Below are 15,307 nucleotides of genomic sequence, written 5' to 3'. Positions count from 1 at the left end.
GTTTCATCTCCTCGAGCGGCGGCGTCCCACCAGTGTGGTCTTCTCTACCGACTTGACCCCCGGGATGCTTTCTGCCGCTACGCGCGCTGCCCGTACCTGCTCCGGCGACCACACGTAATAGCCCCAGAGGTGAACCACGCCATTGCGCACAATGATGTTGCGTCCCGGGAATGACAGATGTTGTCCCGACAATTCATCCATCATCCGGGCCCGAATCTACCGGTCGCTGTGCGTCTGGGCGAGCGGCGTCTCTGAAGGCGAAGTCGCGAGCGCCCGCACCAGATCTGCCCGGCTCAGAACCCCGACCACCCTGTTGTCGCGCATGACCGGCATACGCTTGACGTGATGTTTCTCGAGCATGTCAGCGACCTGGTCAAGCGGCGTCGACTCCCCGACCGTGAACAACTCTGTGCTCATCACGTCCCTGAACAAGTGGGTGTGCGCTTTCACATAGTCACTTATGTCGCAGTTCGAAACGAACAGTTCAAGCCACCATGAACGGCGCCGTTTTTGCGTTCCAAGTTCCTGTCGGTGCAGAAAGTCGCCCTCACTGATCATCCCCACCAACTCACCGTTTGAATCAATCACGGGTGCGCCGCTGATCCCATGCTCCATCAGCAATGTTGCCGCCTCCTCGTGCGTCGTGTCTCACCGTCTCACGTCGACAGTTAATCCACCCTTAGCGTAAGCGCCGGGGAACCTGGGGGGGTTGACATACGTCAACGTGGGCGCGTGGGTTATGGAGTGGATCGACGCGCGCATTGGTGCATGCTCCACGCCGTCGCAAATCTCGTCATGATCAACTGCACGACGTCCAGCCGCGAGCTGCGGCAGCGGCAGTGTGTGAATCCTAAGAAAATGGTTCGCTCCCAATCAGCAGATGCGGGGCAACTGCTCACCGCTGAGCATGTCCAGCGCTCGCACCGCGCCAATCGTGCGCAGGCGCACACCCGGATTGCCCTCACCGGCTTCGACGTGGCCGATGATGGTTGCCTGCTGGTCAAACCGCTGGAGGTGTTCGAGCGCGAGCGCTGCGTACTCAGGCGGCACGAGCGCAACAAACCGGCCTTCGTTAGCCACATAGAGCGGATCGAGGCCCAGTATTTCGCACGCGCCGCGTACCGAATCCGAGACCGGAATCACAGACTCGTCAAGTTCGATGGCGACATGTGCGGTATCCGCGATCTCGATCAGTCCGGTGGCGAGTCCTCCGCGGGTCAGGTCACGCAGGCAGTGGATTTCGATCCCGGCGTTGATCAACGCGAGCACGGCGGCGGCAAGCGGCGCGCAATCGCTCGTAATTTCCATCTCGAACCCCAACCCCTCGCGAACCGCCAGAATGGCGACACCATGCCGCCCGATGTCGCCGCTCAGGATCACGGCGTCACCCGGCTGCACCCGTTGCGGCGCAACCGGTGAGCGAGCGCGAATCAGCCCTACGCCGGAGGTGTTCACGTAGAGGCCATCGCCCTTACCCCGCTCGACAACCTTCGTATCCCCCGTTACGATTCGCACACCCGCGGCAACGGCAGCCGTTCGCATTGATTGGACAACGCTGCAAAGCAGGTCGATGCTCAAGCCTTCCTCGATCACGAGGCCCACGCTCAGATACTTCGGCTCGGCACCACACATCGCCAGATCATTGACGGTGCCGTTGATCGCCAGGGTGCCAATGTCTCCGCCCGGGAAGAACAACGGCCGCACCACGTAGGAATCGGTCGTGAACGCAAACTGCTGTCCATCGGCTTCCAGGCCGAGCACGGCACCATCATGCGTAAAATCGTCGGGCGACACAGCAAATGCAGGCCGAAAGATGTCGTCGATCAGACGGTGTGTGAGTCGTCCCCCGCCTCCATGCGCCAGTTCGATGATGCCGCTCGCGATGGCGGGCGCGGGACAGGCCAGCGACGCAAAGGATGGCCCGCTCATATCGATCTCTCCGTGTCGTGGCTTGCGCCGTGATCTGTTTCGCGACCTTCCATTGTCTCTGCACGGCGATAGCGGTAGTAGGCCGCACAAACACCTTCTGAGGACACCATGGTTGCGCCGAGCGGATGCTCCGGTGTGCAGCGCGTGCCGAACGCGGGGCAATCGGCAGGCTTCTTGCGGCCACGCAACAGTTCGGGCGCAATGCACTCCCCGCTGCGCTCGACCGGCATCGTCCGCTGCACGAAACGATCGAACGCATCGAAGCAGCGATAGGCGGGTGCTAGTCCGAGCCCGCTTCGCGCGATCTCGCCCATGCCGCGCCAGTGCTGCGCCTGCACCGCGAACACTTTCTCGATGGCTTCCCGTGCCAGCACATTGCCGTCGCGCCGCACGGCACGGCAGTACTGGTTTTCCACCTCTGCCTTGCCGGCCTCGAGCTGCCGGATGCACAGATACAGGCCCTGCAGCAGGTCAATCGGCTCGAAACCCGTCACGACTACAGGAGCGCGATACCGGCGCGCAATCGGCTCGTACTCGCGGTAGCCCATCACCGTGCATACATGCCCCGCTGCCAGGAATCCCTGCACGACACTCGCCGGATCGCCCAGAATGGCTTCGATTGCCGGTGGCACGAGCACATGGGACACGAGCAGGAAGAAGTTCCGTATCTGCTCACGCTCCGCCTGTAGCACCGCCATGGCGGTCGCAGGCGCCGTAGTCTCGAAGCCGATTGCGAAGAACACGACCGCGCGCTCCGGCTCGCTGCGGGCGATCGCCAACGCGTCGAGCGGCGAGTAAACGATCCGGACGTCGGCACCGCGTGCCCGGGCAGTCAGGAGACTGCCGTCCTCGCCCGGCACCCGGAGCATGTCGCCGAACGAGCAGAAGGTCACCTCCGGGCGACCCGCTATCCCAATGGCAGCATCGATCATCCCCGCAGGCGTCACGCAGACCGGACAGCCCGGGCCGTGCAGCAGCGTAACGCCATGGGGAAGCATGTGGTCAATGCCATAACGCACGATCGAATGCGTCTGGCCACCGCAAATCTCCATAATGGTCCAGGAGCGCGTTGTGATCCTGGCGATGGCATCAGCAATGCGATGGGCCTCAACGGCGTCGCGCCATTCGTCGAGATGCTTCATGTTGCATCTCCTGCCGTATCCATAGAAGCGAAGCATGCAAGTGTCTTCAGCGCCTCGTCTTCGTCGATCACGGCGATCGCAAGGCCCGCGTGCACGAGTACGTAGTCGCCGGGCTTTGCCTCCGGGACAAAGGCAAGATTCGCGTGTTTGACAATACCGCCGAAGGCGATACGCCCCTGCCGTGTGAGGAGATCGTCTCCGTCGATGCTCAGTATTTCTCCTGGAACGGCGAGGCACATCAGCTTGTCTCCTCGATCAATGGCCGGGCCGCGAATGCCGCCTGTCCAACGGCAAGGCCGCCGTCATTTGGCGGGACGCGATGATGACACCGGACTTCGAAACCCGCCGCGCGCAGCCGTGCAACGGCGCACCCCGTCAACCGCGCATTCTGGAAACAGCCGCCTGTCAGCAGCACGCGGCGAAGACCGATCTGCCGTGCCACAACGACGATGAGGTCCGCGAGCGCGCTGTGAAACGCGGCAGCGAGCGCCGCCACCGGAACATTCTCCTGGCTTGCAAGCGCGAGCGCGGCAAGCGTTGGCCGCCAGTCTGCGATCAGCCTGCCGCCCTCCTCGCGCAGCACCGGGCCGGCAAGCTCGCACACCTCAAGCGAACGCTCTGCGGCGCCTTCCAATGCCATGGCGGCTTCACCTTCGAAGCTTGCTCGCTGGCATACGCCTAGGATGGCCGCAGCGGCATCGAACAACCGTCCGGCGCTCGATGTCCAGGGTGAATGGATGCCGCCCGCGAGCATCGCCGAAAAGAGCTGCCGTTCGCGCGCCGTCAACACCCCGACCGGGCGCAACCCCGTCATCGTCAATGCGGAATCGCCATGGATCACATGCAGCGCGCCAAGGGCCGCACGGTATGGCGCCCGTGCCGCAGCCTCGCCTCCAGGCAGGCGAAATGGCTGCAATTGCGCCACGCGACGATAGCGGTCGCGCCCAAGCGCAAGAAACTCCCCGCCCCAGACGGTACCGTCGCCGCCGTATCCACTGCCGTCCCAGGCGACCCCGAGCAACAGCCCATCGAGATCGTTGTCAACCATCCCTGCCAGAACATGAGCGACGTGGTGCGGCACGCGCTTTACACATGCGGCGCTACGCTGCACATACTGTGTGCTGTAATAGTCGGGATGCGCGTCGCATGCGAAGCTCTGCGGCACCACGCCGTAGAGCGCTGTCATCGTGCAGACCAAGCGTGCAAACGCGGTGCGCGCCACGCTGCTGTCCAGGTCGCCGATATACGGTCCCAACACGAGTTGCGGTCCCGACGCCACCGCAATCGCGCTCTTTCCGTGCCCACCTGGCGCCAGGCAGGTCTCAGTATTACGCGCGTGGCCTGGCTTCAATGTCAGCGCAAGCGGAGCATAGCCCCGGGCATGCCGCAGGACCACGGGCTCCCCTGCGATCACACGGACAACGGAATCGTCTACCGGGCACGCAATTGGCCGGTCATGCACCAGAAAGAGGTCGGCCAGCCCGGCGAGCCTGTCGAGCGCTTCATGCTCGTCCGCAACGATCGGTTCACCTCCCCGGTTGCCGCTGGTCGCCACGATGGGAAAACCGAGATCGTGCATTAACAGATGATGCAGTGGCGTATAGGGCAGCATGATGCCGAGCCATGGGTTTGCCGGTGCGACGCTCGATGCGATCTGGTCTGATTGCGCCCGCGAGCGCAGGAGCACGATCGGCGCCGCCGGAGAGCCCAGCAGGTGCTGTTCCGCAGGACAGATATCCGCGAGTGCCCGCGCAGTGTCATAGCCAGGCACCATGATCGCGAAGGGCTTGGAAGGACGGTGTTTGCGCTCCCGCAAACGCCGCACCGCAAGGTCATTTCGTGCGTCGACGAGAAGCTGGAAGCCGCCAAGGCCCTTCATGGCGACAATCGAACCCCTGCGTAGCGCATCCGCCGCCTCCTTCAACGCGTGGCGCCCCGTCGCCTGTTCCCGTCCCGCTGCATCCCATAGCATCAACCGGGGCCCGCAAACCGGGCACGCATTGGTTTCAGAATGAAAACGTCGGGAGCCAGGGTCGTCGTACTCGGCCTGGCAGGCGGCGCACATCGCAAAGCGCCGCATCGTCGTGCGCACGCGATCGTAAGGGATGTCTTCGATGATGGAAAAGCGCGGCCCGCACCGTACGCATGTCGTGAATGGGTAACGGTAGCGCCGGTTAGACGGGTCGCTCACCTCTTCGAGGCATTGCGCACAGACCGCGAGGTCTGCCAGCACCACGGCAAGACTTCCCTCACTGCGTATGCTTGGCGCGATCTCGAACCCTTGCTCGCCTTTCAGCTCGACTTGACGTATACGCCGCTCCTGCACAAAAGCAGGCGGCGTCGTTTCGCTCTCGAGCCTTGCAACGAATCGCTTCAGTGCATCAAGCGGCCCTTCGACTTCGAGCGTCACGCCTTGCCCCGTGTTGCATACGAAGCCGGCGAGTCCTTCACTGACTGCGAGCCGGTGCACAAACGGGCGGAACCCGACGCCCTGCACGGCGCCGCTCGCCTCGATATGCAGCCGTTCGCGCGGTTCCCGCGCCGGCAGCGCAAGCAGGTGCGAGTTCATCCCGCATCGTCCTTGCTCTCAGGCACGTCGAGTTCGAGCCGCTCGAGAATCACATGCTGCGCCTGCGTGTGGCGCGTGTCGTCCGAAGGCTCGATGTGCAATGCTGCCCCTTCTGCAGCGGTACCGCGGGCCTCCTCCTCGAAGTGGTCACGGAAATGCTCCGGCGAGAAGGTCGTGAGCGCGCCAATCCACACATGCACGCCACTGACCCTGCTTGCACCGGCCTCATGGGCCGCGCGCACGATGCGGCTGATGAGATCGCGTACGATTCCTGTTTCATGCATTGTCAGTCCCCTCCCGCACGTTTCGCCGAAGCCTGTTCGCTTCCGCGACGACCTGCCCGACAACCTCGTCAGCGGCGGCCATGACTTCGGGTGTCATCGGTGCGCCAGCGTCGAACGAAGCGCCCTCGATTGCATAGACGACGATGTCCCGCGGGGCGGTGCCGAGCGCCTCGGCAAGCGCAATCACCTCCGCCAGTCCGAGTGCATGGCTGGACGCGAACGACATGGTCCGATCGAGTTGGCCGGTTGCCAGATCGACCCGCCTGACGCGCCCCGGCGATCCAGCGGGCACGGCAGCATCGATGCAGATCAGCGCGTCGACAGCCTCCATGTCGTCGCCAAGATCCATCATGTCGCCGCTGCGGGTCAGTACCGAGACATCGGCCGGCAGGCGACTGGCGAGCCGGTGCGCGACGAGACAGCCAATGCCGTCGTCACCGCGATCCGGATTGCCGATCCCGATTACGCGAACACAGCGCGCTCCAGGTTGAAAAGCTTGTTCTCCGGTCGCCTTTGTCATGGTCGATCCACCGTCAACTTGAGAAAATGTGCGGAGCAGGAAATGCACGGGTCGTAATTCCTCACGCTGCGCTCGCAACGATCCCGGATCACGTCATCAGGCTCATCGACAAGCGGTGCTGCAATCGCTGCAAGGTCGGTCTCCATGCTCGCCTGATTTTGCGATGTCGGCGGCACGATCCGCGCGCTCCGGATGGCGCCGTCCGCGGCAATGTCATACCGATGCCAGCATATGCCGCGCGGCGCCTCCGTACAGCCATAGCCGACTGCCGCACGGGGCTCGACAGGCATTGCTGTCAGCTCCGGCGGCTCATAGGCCGCAATCAGCCTGAGCGCCTCATCGCACGCAAAGACGATCTCCAGCGCGCGCACGACAATGCTGCGAAACGGGTTGTGACAGACCGGGCCCAGGCCGACCTCACCGGCAAGCGCGCGCACATGCGCCGGCAGACGCTCGAAGTTAAGCGCATAGCGCGCCAGCGGACCGACGAGATACGCACCGCGCCGTCTGACGAACGCATGCAGCGCAGTCGAATGACGAACGTGACGCTCCTCGAACTCGGATTCGTAGGCGCAAGTCTCGATGTCGATACCGCGACTCGAAACGAGGCGCCCCTCGTTGAAAGGGTACTCTTCGGCTTGGCGTAACGCGACAAACTCGTAGTCGCGCTCGAACTCGGGAAACGGGAAGGTGGCGACCCACCGCACGAGTCCGACTGCCATATCGCGTGCGCGCTCGAGGCTGGCAGCAAGCGGTGCGAGCTCTGCCCGTTCAGGCAGGCGGTAGAAGCCCCCCACCTTGACGTTGACCGGGTGAATTTCACGGCCGCCGAGCGTGCGCATCACCTCGTTGCCGGCTTTCTTGATCGCAAGTCCGCGCCGGACCGCATCGCCGTGTTCGACGGCCATTGAGACGGCATCCGGAAACCCCAAAAAATCCGGCGCGTGCAGCATGACGACGTGCAGCGCATGGCTCTCGATCCATTCGCCGCAATAGAGTAGCCGCCTCAGCGCTCGAAGCTGTCCGTCGACTCGCACGCCGAAGGCGTTTTCAATCGCGTGAACGGCGCTCATCTGATAGGCGACCGGACAAATACCGCAAATACGCGCCACGATGTCGGGAACCTCCGCATAGCCGCGCCCTCGCAACATGGCTTCGAACAGACGCGGCGGTTCGAAGATATTGAGCCGGGCCGAACTCACCCGGCCGTTTCGAATGCGCAGCTCGAGCGCCCCTTCTCCTTCGACACGAGCAAGGTAGTCGACGCTAATCGTCCTCGTTCTAGTCGCCATGGATCTCACTCTCCTTCCGGAACGGCTCTGCTGCGGCGTTAAATGTCCGGAAAGCCCTGTGTATCTCGCCTGGACTGGCGCCCAGGGCCTGCCATTCACGCGCGAGCGCAGCCGTGTTGGGTGTCTCCATCGGGCCGTAGCAACCGTAGCAGCCGCGCCGGAACGACGGGCAGATCGCGCCGCAGCCGGCATGCGTCACCGGTCCGAGGCAAGGCGTGCCCTGCACCATGACGCATACGGTGCCGCGTCGCTTGCATTCGACGCACACGCTGTGTGCCGCAATCGCTGGCTTGCGGCCAATGAGAAACGCGGAAATCACCTCGAGCAGCTGGACCTTGTTGACCGGACAGCCCTGCAATTCATAATCGACCGGAACGTGAGCGGAAACAGGCGTGGACGTCGCAAGCGTCCTGATGTATTGCGGCGAGGCATAGACTGCGGCAACCCATTCCTTCACGTCGGCAAAATTGCGCAACGCCTGAATGCCGCCTGCCGTCGCGCACGCGCCAATCGTGACCAGGTGCCGCGATTGCCGGCGGATCTGACGGATGCGCCTCGCATCGTGGGCGGTCGTGATCGAACCTTCCACGAGCGACAGATCGTAGGGGCCACCGCCCATCACACTCGATGCTTCGGGAAAGTTCGCGATCTCGATCGCTCCGGCGAGTGCAAGCAGTTCGTCCTCACAGTCGAGTAACGAAAGCTGGCACCCATCGCAGGAGGCGAACTTCCAGACAGCGAGCCGTGGCCGCCGCAGGTCTCCCATGTCATATCTCGCGTACAGTGAGAAAATTCGCGATGGCGTCGTAGCGCATCACCGGCCCATCCCTGCAAATGAAGGCCGGGCCGAACTGGCAGTGACCGCACAGGCCGATCGCACACTTCATGTTGCGCTCCATCGACAGATAGATCCGCCCGGCCGGGAACCCTTTCTCGCGCAGCGCGCTGATGCAGAAGCGCATCATCACTTCCGGTCCGCAGATGAGTGCCGTCGCCGCACTGCTGTCGAATGTCGTGCGGGCGACCAGTGAAGGCACGACGCCAACGTGGCCACGCCAGCCGGCATCCGCGTGATCAACGGTGACGTCGACCTCGATGTCGAGCTGCCGACGCCATCGCTCCAGCTGGGCGCGATAGAGAATCTCCCTGGGGTGGCGGCAGCCGAACAGGATGGCGACCCGGCCGTAGCGTTCCCGATTGGCAAGAATGTCGTGGATGGCGGGGCGCAGCGGTGCAAGACCGAGCCCGCCCGCCACAATGACGATGTCCGTCCCGGTTGCGGCCTCCATCGGCCAGCCCTTGCCGAATGGCCCGCGCAAGCCGATGACCGCGCCTTCCGTCATCCTCGCGAGCGCGCCGCTGACCGCCCCGACGTCGCGAACGGTGTGGACGAACGTGTCGTGCGCGGCCGGATTGCCGCTCACGCTGATCGCCGCCTCGCCGATCCCGAAAGCGTAAAGCATGTTGAACTGCCCGGGCGCGAAGGCAGGGCGCACACCCGATAAAGGCACGAGATCCAGAGTGACGGTATCCGCGAGTTCCCGTCGCCTGCGCATCACGCGATAGCTGCGGGGTACAAAGGGATTGTCGGGCCCCACTTCGACGGCCTCAGCGTTTTCCATAGACATCGAGAATCTGCAGGCGGGTAGCGTGAAGGCGCTGCGTGAGGATCGGCAAAAAGCGCTTCATCATTTCGTAGCCAAGATGGTGATCGCTTTCGCATTTGCCACGCAGGCAGGCGGCATCGATGCCGATCGCCCGCGTCAGCTCCATCGCCCGTACGTCGAACAACCATCGATACGGCGGAACGAGCCACGATGCGCCGACGATCTCGCCCTCGCCCAGCGTCTCGAACACGACCGGCTTTCGCCCGGGTTCGACGATCTCCAGCGCGACGCGTCCATGGCGGATCAGAAAGAACTCCTCAGCGGGCTCGCCCTCGTGGAAAAGGTACTGCCCCTCGTCGAACCGGCAGTTTCGCGCGCAGCCCTGAACGAGCCGCAGATGCCCGGCCTCGAAGCCAGCAAAAAACGGGTGCCCGGCCAGGATGCGCTCAAGCCCCTCCATGGTCCTCTCCATGACGGGCGGTATCCGGCGCCGCCCGCAATGCCGCGACTTCTGCCGTAATATCGATCCCCACCGGGCACCACGTAATGCACCGTCCGCAACCGACACAGCCGGAGGTGCCAAACTGATCGATCCAGCTGGCGAGCTTGTGCGTCAGCCACTGGCGATAGCGCGACTGCCTCGTCTGGCGCACGCTGCCCCCGTGGATATACGAAAAATCGAGGGTGAAGCACGAATCCCAGATGCGGATGCGCCCGGCGGTTTCTCCTGAGAGATCAGAATGGTCCTCCACCGTCGTGCAAAAACAGGTCGGACAGACCATCGTGCAATTGCCGCAACTCAGGCACCTGTCGGCGACTTCAGCCCAACGCGGATGGTGCGGGTTATCCTGAAGGAGATTCCTGATTCCCTCCGTTTGCATCGAGCGGCCCATCTGGCCTGCCGTGCGCGCCACCACCGCCCGTGCCGCTGCCACCTGCGCGTCTGTTGCCGGCCGATGGGGAATGCGCTCGAGGAGCGCCGCGCCCGCCAGGCTGCCGGCTTCGACGACAAGGTCACCCCCGCAATCCTGAGGCAACTCGGTCAGCGCGAGATCAAATCCGGATTCGACAGCCGGTCCCGTTTGCATGGACACGCAGAAACACGTTCCGCCCGCCTGTCCGCAATTGACCGCGACGATGAACGTATCCTGCCGGCGCGACGCATAACCTCGATCAACGCAGGGTCCACTGCTGAAGACGCGATCCTGTACCTGGATCGCGTGTAGTTCGCAGGCTCGTACGCCGATAAACGCGAGTTTCCGGGGCGTTTCTGCTACGGGCGCGAAGGTCAGGCCGTCATCGCCCTCATGCGCGGTAAAGAGGCGCTCGACGGGTGGATGCAGAAAGCGCTTCCATGAGTGCGGGCCGACAGCAAAACCGAAGAGCGCCGCATCCCCGCGTCGTTCGAGCTGGTAGCGCCCCGCGTCCTGCCGGTCCGTCCAACCTGCGGGAAAATCGTCGACGCTGGCCACATCGTCGTAGACGATCGCACCGTCTTTCACTGTCGGCCCCAGCACACGATAGCCCTGCGCGGCGAGTGCGTCGACCAGCGTCTGGATCCCCTCGCGGGCGCCGATCACCGACAGCTCCCGGGTTGGCGAATGCTTGATCATGTCTGTCCCCACATCCTCAACGGCTCGTGGTGCTCATGACGTGCCGTATCCGGACTACGAGAAGAACCGCATCACCAGTGCTGCGGCGCCACGCTAGTCACTCCTTGTCCTCGATGAGCCACCCGCGCGCCTGCGCCGACTGGCAGACGCCGAAGATGCGCAGTTCCCCGGGGATCAGGAAGCGGAAGACGCTAAGTGCAATCCGCATCCACTCGATGTCCGTCACGACCGCCATGCGTTCCCATTGCGTCAGATGCTGCACACCAAGCTTGAAGTCTTCCCAGGCGGCGCCGGGATCCATGCCGGAAAACTCCGGCCCCACTTCGAAATAGCACCGCACCTTCCGGTGAGTCTTGAGCATCCTCTCCATCGCGGGAATCAGGACGTTTTCGTAGTCCTTTCTTGTCACGCGCCCCTTTGCCACAAATCCTGCAACCCCGTCTGGCAGGTTTGCCACGATCTCTATCATCTCGACTCCTTTTTACGCCTCTGGCAAACCTGGAGAAATCCCGGTTCATGGGACAACGACCACCGGCACGGGTGCGAGACTCACAAGCGCCTGCGAGACACTGCCCAGCAGCAGACCGGCAACGCGTCCCGTCCCGCGCTTGCCGACGACAATCGCCTGGGCGTTCTTTTGCGCGGCAATTTCGATCAGCGTTGGGGCGACCTCTCCGGCTCTCGATTCCAGTTCAACCGATTTAGCCCCGATGGACCATGCGCGGTCTCGCGCGTCCTTGAGAGTTTCGGCGGAAAGTGCCGTCAACATTTCGTCAAACCAGGCATTGCGCGCCTGCGTCAGGTTTCTGAGCGCTTTTTCCGGGAGGCCATATCCGCCGATGGCATTGACGATCAGAAGTCCCAGGTGCTCGCGACTGGCCCAACGGGCCGCATATTCGACCGCCCTGTTGGCCCCCTCGGAACCATCCGTCGCCGCGACAATCCAGTTCATGATCGTCCTGCCCTGTCAGTTATATTCCCACCGTGGCCGGTGTGGCGCACGTATGATCCTCGACCGCTTTCACACCAGGGACGCTTTCAGCCGCGACCCGCAATGCCTGCACCTGAGCGGGGGACCACACGTAGTAACCAAACAGGTGGACGACGCCGTTCCTGACAATGATGTTACGGCCAGACAGGGCCCAGTTATGGCTGGCAATCTCCCCCATCAACATGGCCCGGATCTCGCGATCACTCACGGCCTGAAGCGTGTTGGGCTCAAGAGGCGCAATGGCCAGCGCCTGGACAAGATTGGCCCGGCTGACAACGCCGACTACCTGGTCTCCGCGCATCACCGGCACGCGTCTGATGTGATGGCTTTCAAGAAGATTGGCAACTTCATCTAGCGGCGTCGACTCGTCGACGGTGACTACGCCCCCCGTCATGACGTCTTTCACCAGCCGCGCATGCGCCTTGACATAGGCTGCGGCATCATGACTGGCTGAGAAGATTTCGAGCCACCGCGAACGGCGGGGCTCTCCCGTGCCGAGTTCAACCCGATGCAGCAGATCACCGTCGCTGATCATGCCGAGCAAATGTCCCTGAGAGTCAAGGACCGGCGCTCCACTAATTTCATGTTCGACGAGAAGTGCTGCGGCTTCCCGCACGGTCATGTCCGGCTTGACGGACACGACTTTCCGAGTCATGACATCGACAGCTTGCATGGCCATCTCCTTTCACCCTGAACGCTCGCACACCGCTGCTTGTTACCGTAGGAGCAGCCTATGCTGGCCCGACACCGGAAAGTTGACCTGCATCAATTGGTTTCAAGGTGGATCGCCATCGCTTTTCCGTCCGCCCGGCGCGCAGCCGCCTGTGACGGGACGGTCGAGCCCCCACGCTTCTGCACGGGGTTTGCGCGCGCGTGCTGTTCGCCCCAGCGGGCAATCTCAGGGCCGGGATGCCCCGCAACGTATGTGATTTCCGAAGTCAGCGGTTTCATCCCGGTGGTGCGCGGGCTACGGCCATGTGATGGGAAAACCTGCTCGCCAGGGCAGGACGCCCTGTCATGATTCAGGTCAATCCGCTGTTCCGCCGAAGCACTAGCCTGCAAATTATCGTGAACCGGTTTCGATTCGCGACGGTACGCCGTGCCGGCTTACTGGAGGCATATGATGAAACGATTCAACGGCTTAATTATGTCTTTGCTGGCGTCAGGCGCGTTAGCGGTGGCGCCAGGAATATTGGCGCGAGAACCGTCGCCGTTGTCACCCGCCACGCAGGGCGGCGTGGTCTACATCAGCGGCGGAATTGGCGCAGGCTAGTCCGCTGCGTCATTGAATTGGCACCGCTCGAATCCGACGCGAAGGTTCGGCATATTTCCACTTGATTGGCTTCGGGTTCTTGTTGTGCTCGCGAATGTAATGCATCAGTTTGCGATCCAGATCCTTCACTGAACTGAAGATGCCGCGCGCGATCACATCGCGCTGGATGCGCGAGAACCAGTTCTCCACCTGGTTGAGCCACGACGAGTAGGTCGGCGTGAAGTGCAGGCGCACGTTGCGATGGGCATCGAGGAACTCGGCGACCCGCTGCGTCTTATGGCTGCTGACGTTGTCGCAGATGACATGGATTTCGCGGCGTTTGGGCTAGCTGGCAACGACGTCGGTCAGGAAGGCCACGAACTGTTCGCTGGTGTGGCGTGCCGCCGTTTTGCCCAACACCTCGCCAGTGGCAGTGTTGAATGCCGCGAACAGACTGAGCGTGCCGTTGCGCTTGTACTCGAAGCCGTGGCTCTCAGCGCGCCCCGGCGACAGCGGCAGCATTCGGTCCTTGCGGTCGAGCGCCTGGATCGCCGTCTTCTCGTCCACGCAGAACACCGCTGCGTGTGCCGGCGGGTTCAGGTACAGCCCAATCACGTCGGCCGCCTTGGCCTCGAAGTCCGGGTCGTTGGAGACCATGTGCCGCTCGAGCTGCTGCGGCTTGATACCGTGCTTGCGCCAGATGCGCTGCACGCTCGAGACCGACACGTCGCCGAGTTCTGCCGCGAGCTTGTAGCTGCTCCAGTGTGTCGAGCCGTCCGGGGGTTTGTGCTTGAGGGTGCGATTGAGCACCCGCGCTTCCAGTCTCGCGGGTGGCACCCTGGGCGCTCGCCCGGGGTGCCGGGCATACATGCCGGCCAGCCGCTCACTGAGGAATCGCGCCGACCAGCGCGCGATGAAGCGAGAGTCACAACCGAGTGTGCGCATGATGCTGTCGCGCGACTCGCCGTCCTCGAGCATCAAGATCAACTTCGCACGTCGCACGTCCGCCGCCCGCACGGTTCGGCTACGCGCGGCCGACTGCAGTTGCTCCCGTTCGATATCTGTCAGATTCATTTTTCCCATGACCTGTATCTGAACACACATGGGGTGCCAATTCAATGACGCAATCGACTAGCAGCAGGCCATTCGCGCGGCAAGCAAGGACTATAACCTCCGTATGACGTTTGCAACGAAAGGTACCGGCGCGTACCTCTCCGATGTACGCGTGTCCATCCAGGACGCGCAGGGCAAGACACTCATGAGTGCCGTTTCCAGCGGACCGTTCTTCCTCGCGAAGGTACCGGCGGGGCACGGTGAGCGCAGCCAATGGTGGGCAGGTCCAGACCCGCGTGGTCAGGCTCAGCAAGACCACTCCCGCGGACCTGTACTTCTATTGGGTAGAAAAATAATCGAAGTGCCTGCTACGCAACTGTGGATGCACACGCGGTGAAAGCCGTTGATGCGTGACGCGGGACGAAAATCCGTTCGCCTCGCACGGCCCGGGCACCGCCGAGAGCAACATTGCCCGGAAGTATTGAGCGCGTGTCGCGTTGCCTGCGGAGAACGCACCTGAAGTGGAGTCTGAGGTGAAACACTTTCGCTGGTTGGACGCGGCGGGTCAGTGGATTGGCACTGCAGTGCACTGGAGCGATCTGCAGTCGGCGCTGCGTGCCGGTCTCCACGATAACCCGGAGTGGGTCATCGTCTACGAAACGGCATTCGGATTTTGCTGCGTCTATCATGACCGGGAGATCGAATTTGCTCATATCGACGACTTCCGGGCGTGGGCCGAGCAAGCCGGTGTACAGCTTTATTTCATCGGCCTGTGAACGAGCGTATCGCCCGATCCGCGCGCGGAACACACATGCGCCCCTGGCGGCGAGAACCACGCTTATATAAAAACCTGACGTACCCACGTCGCGTCATCGCGCCCTGTCGAGCACTTTGAACTGCGCGCCGATCTCCACGCGGGTCCCGGTTGGGGCACGAAAACCGCGGGCTTTGATCACCGCGCCTTCCCTTTCCATCACCTTGCAGGGTCCCGCCTCGTTGACGTCGATCAATTCGACATCCAGATTCATCGACGATAGTCTTCAGGTCAAGCGCGT

Annotated in this window: 18 protein-coding genes and 2 pseudogenes; 1 reads left to right on the top strand and 19 read right to left on the bottom strand. The window is 62.8% G+C overall.

The annotated features are described in order from the left end of the window. Nucleotides 1-3: 3 nt before the first annotated feature. From P5W98_RS34935 to P5W98_RS34850, 18 genes and pseudogenes are all read right to left on the bottom strand, one after another. The gene (locus tag P5W98_RS34935) at nt 4-201 is read right to left on the bottom strand and encodes a BON domain-containing protein (RefSeq protein WP_421029114.1); all 198 of its coding nucleotides are present in this window, start codon (nt 199-201) and stop codon (nt 4-6) included. Nucleotides 202-216: 15 nt separating this feature from the next. Next, the gene (locus tag P5W98_RS34930; RefSeq protein WP_421029113.1) at nt 217-558 is read right to left on the bottom strand and encodes a CBS domain-containing protein; all 342 of its coding nucleotides are present in this window, start codon (nt 556-558) and stop codon (nt 217-219) included. After that, nucleotides 541-636 (bottom strand): annotated as a pseudogene (locus P5W98_RS34925) (CBS domain-containing protein); the annotation flags it as partial. The pseudogene P5W98_RS34925 and the gene P5W98_RS34930, both read right to left, overlap by 18 nt. A 237-nt stretch (nt 637-873) precedes the next feature. Beyond that, nucleotides 874-1,929, bottom strand: coding sequence for a hydrogenase expression/formation protein HypE (gene hypE / locus P5W98_RS34920; RefSeq protein ID WP_421029075.1), 1,056 nt, complete (start codon nt 1,927-1,929; stop codon nt 874-876). Then, nucleotides 1,926-3,071, bottom strand: a complete 1,146-nt coding sequence (gene hypD, locus P5W98_RS34915) for a hydrogenase formation protein HypD (RefSeq protein ID WP_421029074.1) — start codon at nt 3,069-3,071, stop codon at nt 1,926-1,928. Before hypD ends, hypE begins: the two co-directional genes overlap by 4 nt. Beyond that, a complete protein-coding gene (locus P5W98_RS34910) occupies nt 3,068-3,310 on the bottom strand; it encodes a HypC/HybG/HupF family hydrogenase formation chaperone (protein ID WP_421029073.1) in 243 nt (80 codons plus the stop codon). The genes hypD and P5W98_RS34910 overlap by 4 nt, the downstream gene beginning before the upstream one ends. After that, on the bottom strand, nt 3,310-5,640 hold the full coding sequence (hypF, locus tag P5W98_RS34905) for a carbamoyltransferase HypF (RefSeq protein ID WP_421029072.1): 2,331 nt from the start codon (nt 5,638-5,640) through the stop codon (nt 3,310-3,312). Before hypF ends, P5W98_RS34910 begins: the two co-directional genes overlap by 1 nt. After that, nucleotides 5,637-5,924 (bottom strand): hydrogenase maturation nickel metallochaperone HypA, encoded by a 288-nt coding sequence (locus P5W98_RS34900; protein WP_421029071.1) that lies wholly within the window; start codon nt 5,922-5,924, stop codon nt 5,637-5,639. Before P5W98_RS34900 ends, hypF begins: the two co-directional genes overlap by 4 nt. After that, a complete protein-coding gene (locus P5W98_RS34895; protein WP_421029070.1) occupies nt 5,917-6,444 on the bottom strand; it encodes a hydrogenase maturation protease in 528 nt (175 codons plus the stop codon). The genes P5W98_RS34900 and P5W98_RS34895 overlap by 8 nt, the downstream gene beginning before the upstream one ends. Further along, nucleotides 6,441-7,736: a Ni/Fe hydrogenase subunit alpha gene (locus P5W98_RS34890; protein ID WP_421029069.1), complete on the bottom strand. Its 1,296-nt coding sequence runs from the start codon at nt 7,734-7,736 to the stop codon at nt 6,441-6,443. The genes P5W98_RS34895 and P5W98_RS34890 overlap by 4 nt, the downstream gene beginning before the upstream one ends. Further along, nucleotides 7,726-8,502 (bottom strand): oxidoreductase, encoded by a 777-nt coding sequence (locus P5W98_RS34885; protein WP_421029068.1) that lies wholly within the window; start codon nt 8,500-8,502, stop codon nt 7,726-7,728. The genes P5W98_RS34890 and P5W98_RS34885 overlap by 11 nt, the downstream gene beginning before the upstream one ends. A 1-nt stretch (nt 8,503) precedes the next feature. Beyond that, nucleotides 8,504-9,364 (bottom strand): FAD/NAD(P)-binding protein, encoded by an 861-nt coding sequence (locus P5W98_RS34880; RefSeq protein WP_421029067.1) that lies wholly within the window; start codon nt 9,362-9,364, stop codon nt 8,504-8,506. Then, complete coding sequence (locus tag P5W98_RS34875; RefSeq protein WP_421029066.1) at nt 9,345-9,803, bottom strand: cyclic nucleotide-binding domain-containing protein; 459 nt, start codon at nt 9,801-9,803, stop codon at nt 9,345-9,347. Before P5W98_RS34875 ends, P5W98_RS34880 begins: the two co-directional genes overlap by 20 nt. Further along, complete coding sequence (locus P5W98_RS34870; protein WP_421029065.1) at nt 9,790-10,956, bottom strand: 4Fe-4S dicluster domain-containing protein; 1,167 nt, start codon at nt 10,954-10,956, stop codon at nt 9,790-9,792. Before P5W98_RS34870 ends, P5W98_RS34875 begins: the two co-directional genes overlap by 14 nt. Nucleotides 10,957-11,053: 97 nt before the next feature. Continuing rightward, nucleotides 11,054-11,425 carry an STAS/SEC14 domain-containing protein gene (locus P5W98_RS34865; RefSeq protein WP_421029064.1) on the bottom strand — a complete coding sequence of 124 codons (372 nt, stop codon included), beginning with the start codon at nt 11,423-11,425 and terminating at the stop codon, nt 11,054-11,056. A 45-nt stretch (nt 11,426-11,470) separates the two neighbouring features. Next, nucleotides 11,471-11,908 carry a universal stress protein gene (locus tag P5W98_RS34860; protein WP_421029063.1) on the bottom strand — a complete coding sequence of 146 codons (438 nt, stop codon included), beginning with the start codon at nt 11,906-11,908 and terminating at the stop codon, nt 11,471-11,473. A 19-nt stretch (nt 11,909-11,927) separates the two neighbouring features. Continuing rightward, entirely contained in the window at nt 11,928-12,620 is a 693-nt protein-coding gene (locus tag P5W98_RS34855) for a CBS domain-containing protein (protein ID WP_421029062.1), read from the bottom strand. A gap of 609 nt (nt 12,621-13,229) precedes the next feature. After that, nucleotides 13,230-14,291: pseudogene (locus P5W98_RS34850) on the bottom strand (IS630 family transposase). Between the two features lie 494 nt (nt 14,292-14,785). Between P5W98_RS34850 and P5W98_RS34845 the strand changes: the two are divergent. Continuing rightward, nucleotides 14,786-15,028 (top strand): hypothetical protein, encoded by a 243-nt coding sequence (locus tag P5W98_RS34845; RefSeq protein ID WP_421029061.1) that lies wholly within the window; start codon nt 14,786-14,788, stop codon nt 15,026-15,028. A gap of 93 nt (nt 15,029-15,121) precedes the next feature. Here P5W98_RS34845 and P5W98_RS34840 read toward each other — a convergent pair whose 3' ends face one another. Then, entirely contained in the window at nt 15,122-15,280 is a 159-nt protein-coding gene (locus tag P5W98_RS34840) for a hypothetical protein (RefSeq protein WP_421029060.1), read from the bottom strand. Between the last annotated feature and the right edge of the window lie 27 nt (nt 15,281-15,307).

Origin of the sequence: Paraburkholderia sp. A1BS-2L, from assembly GCF_051125205.1 — a bacterium.
Classification (GTDB): domain Bacteria; phylum Pseudomonadota; class Gammaproteobacteria; order Burkholderiales; family Burkholderiaceae; genus Paraburkholderia.
This window is presented reverse-complemented; position numbering and strand designations above follow the sequence as displayed.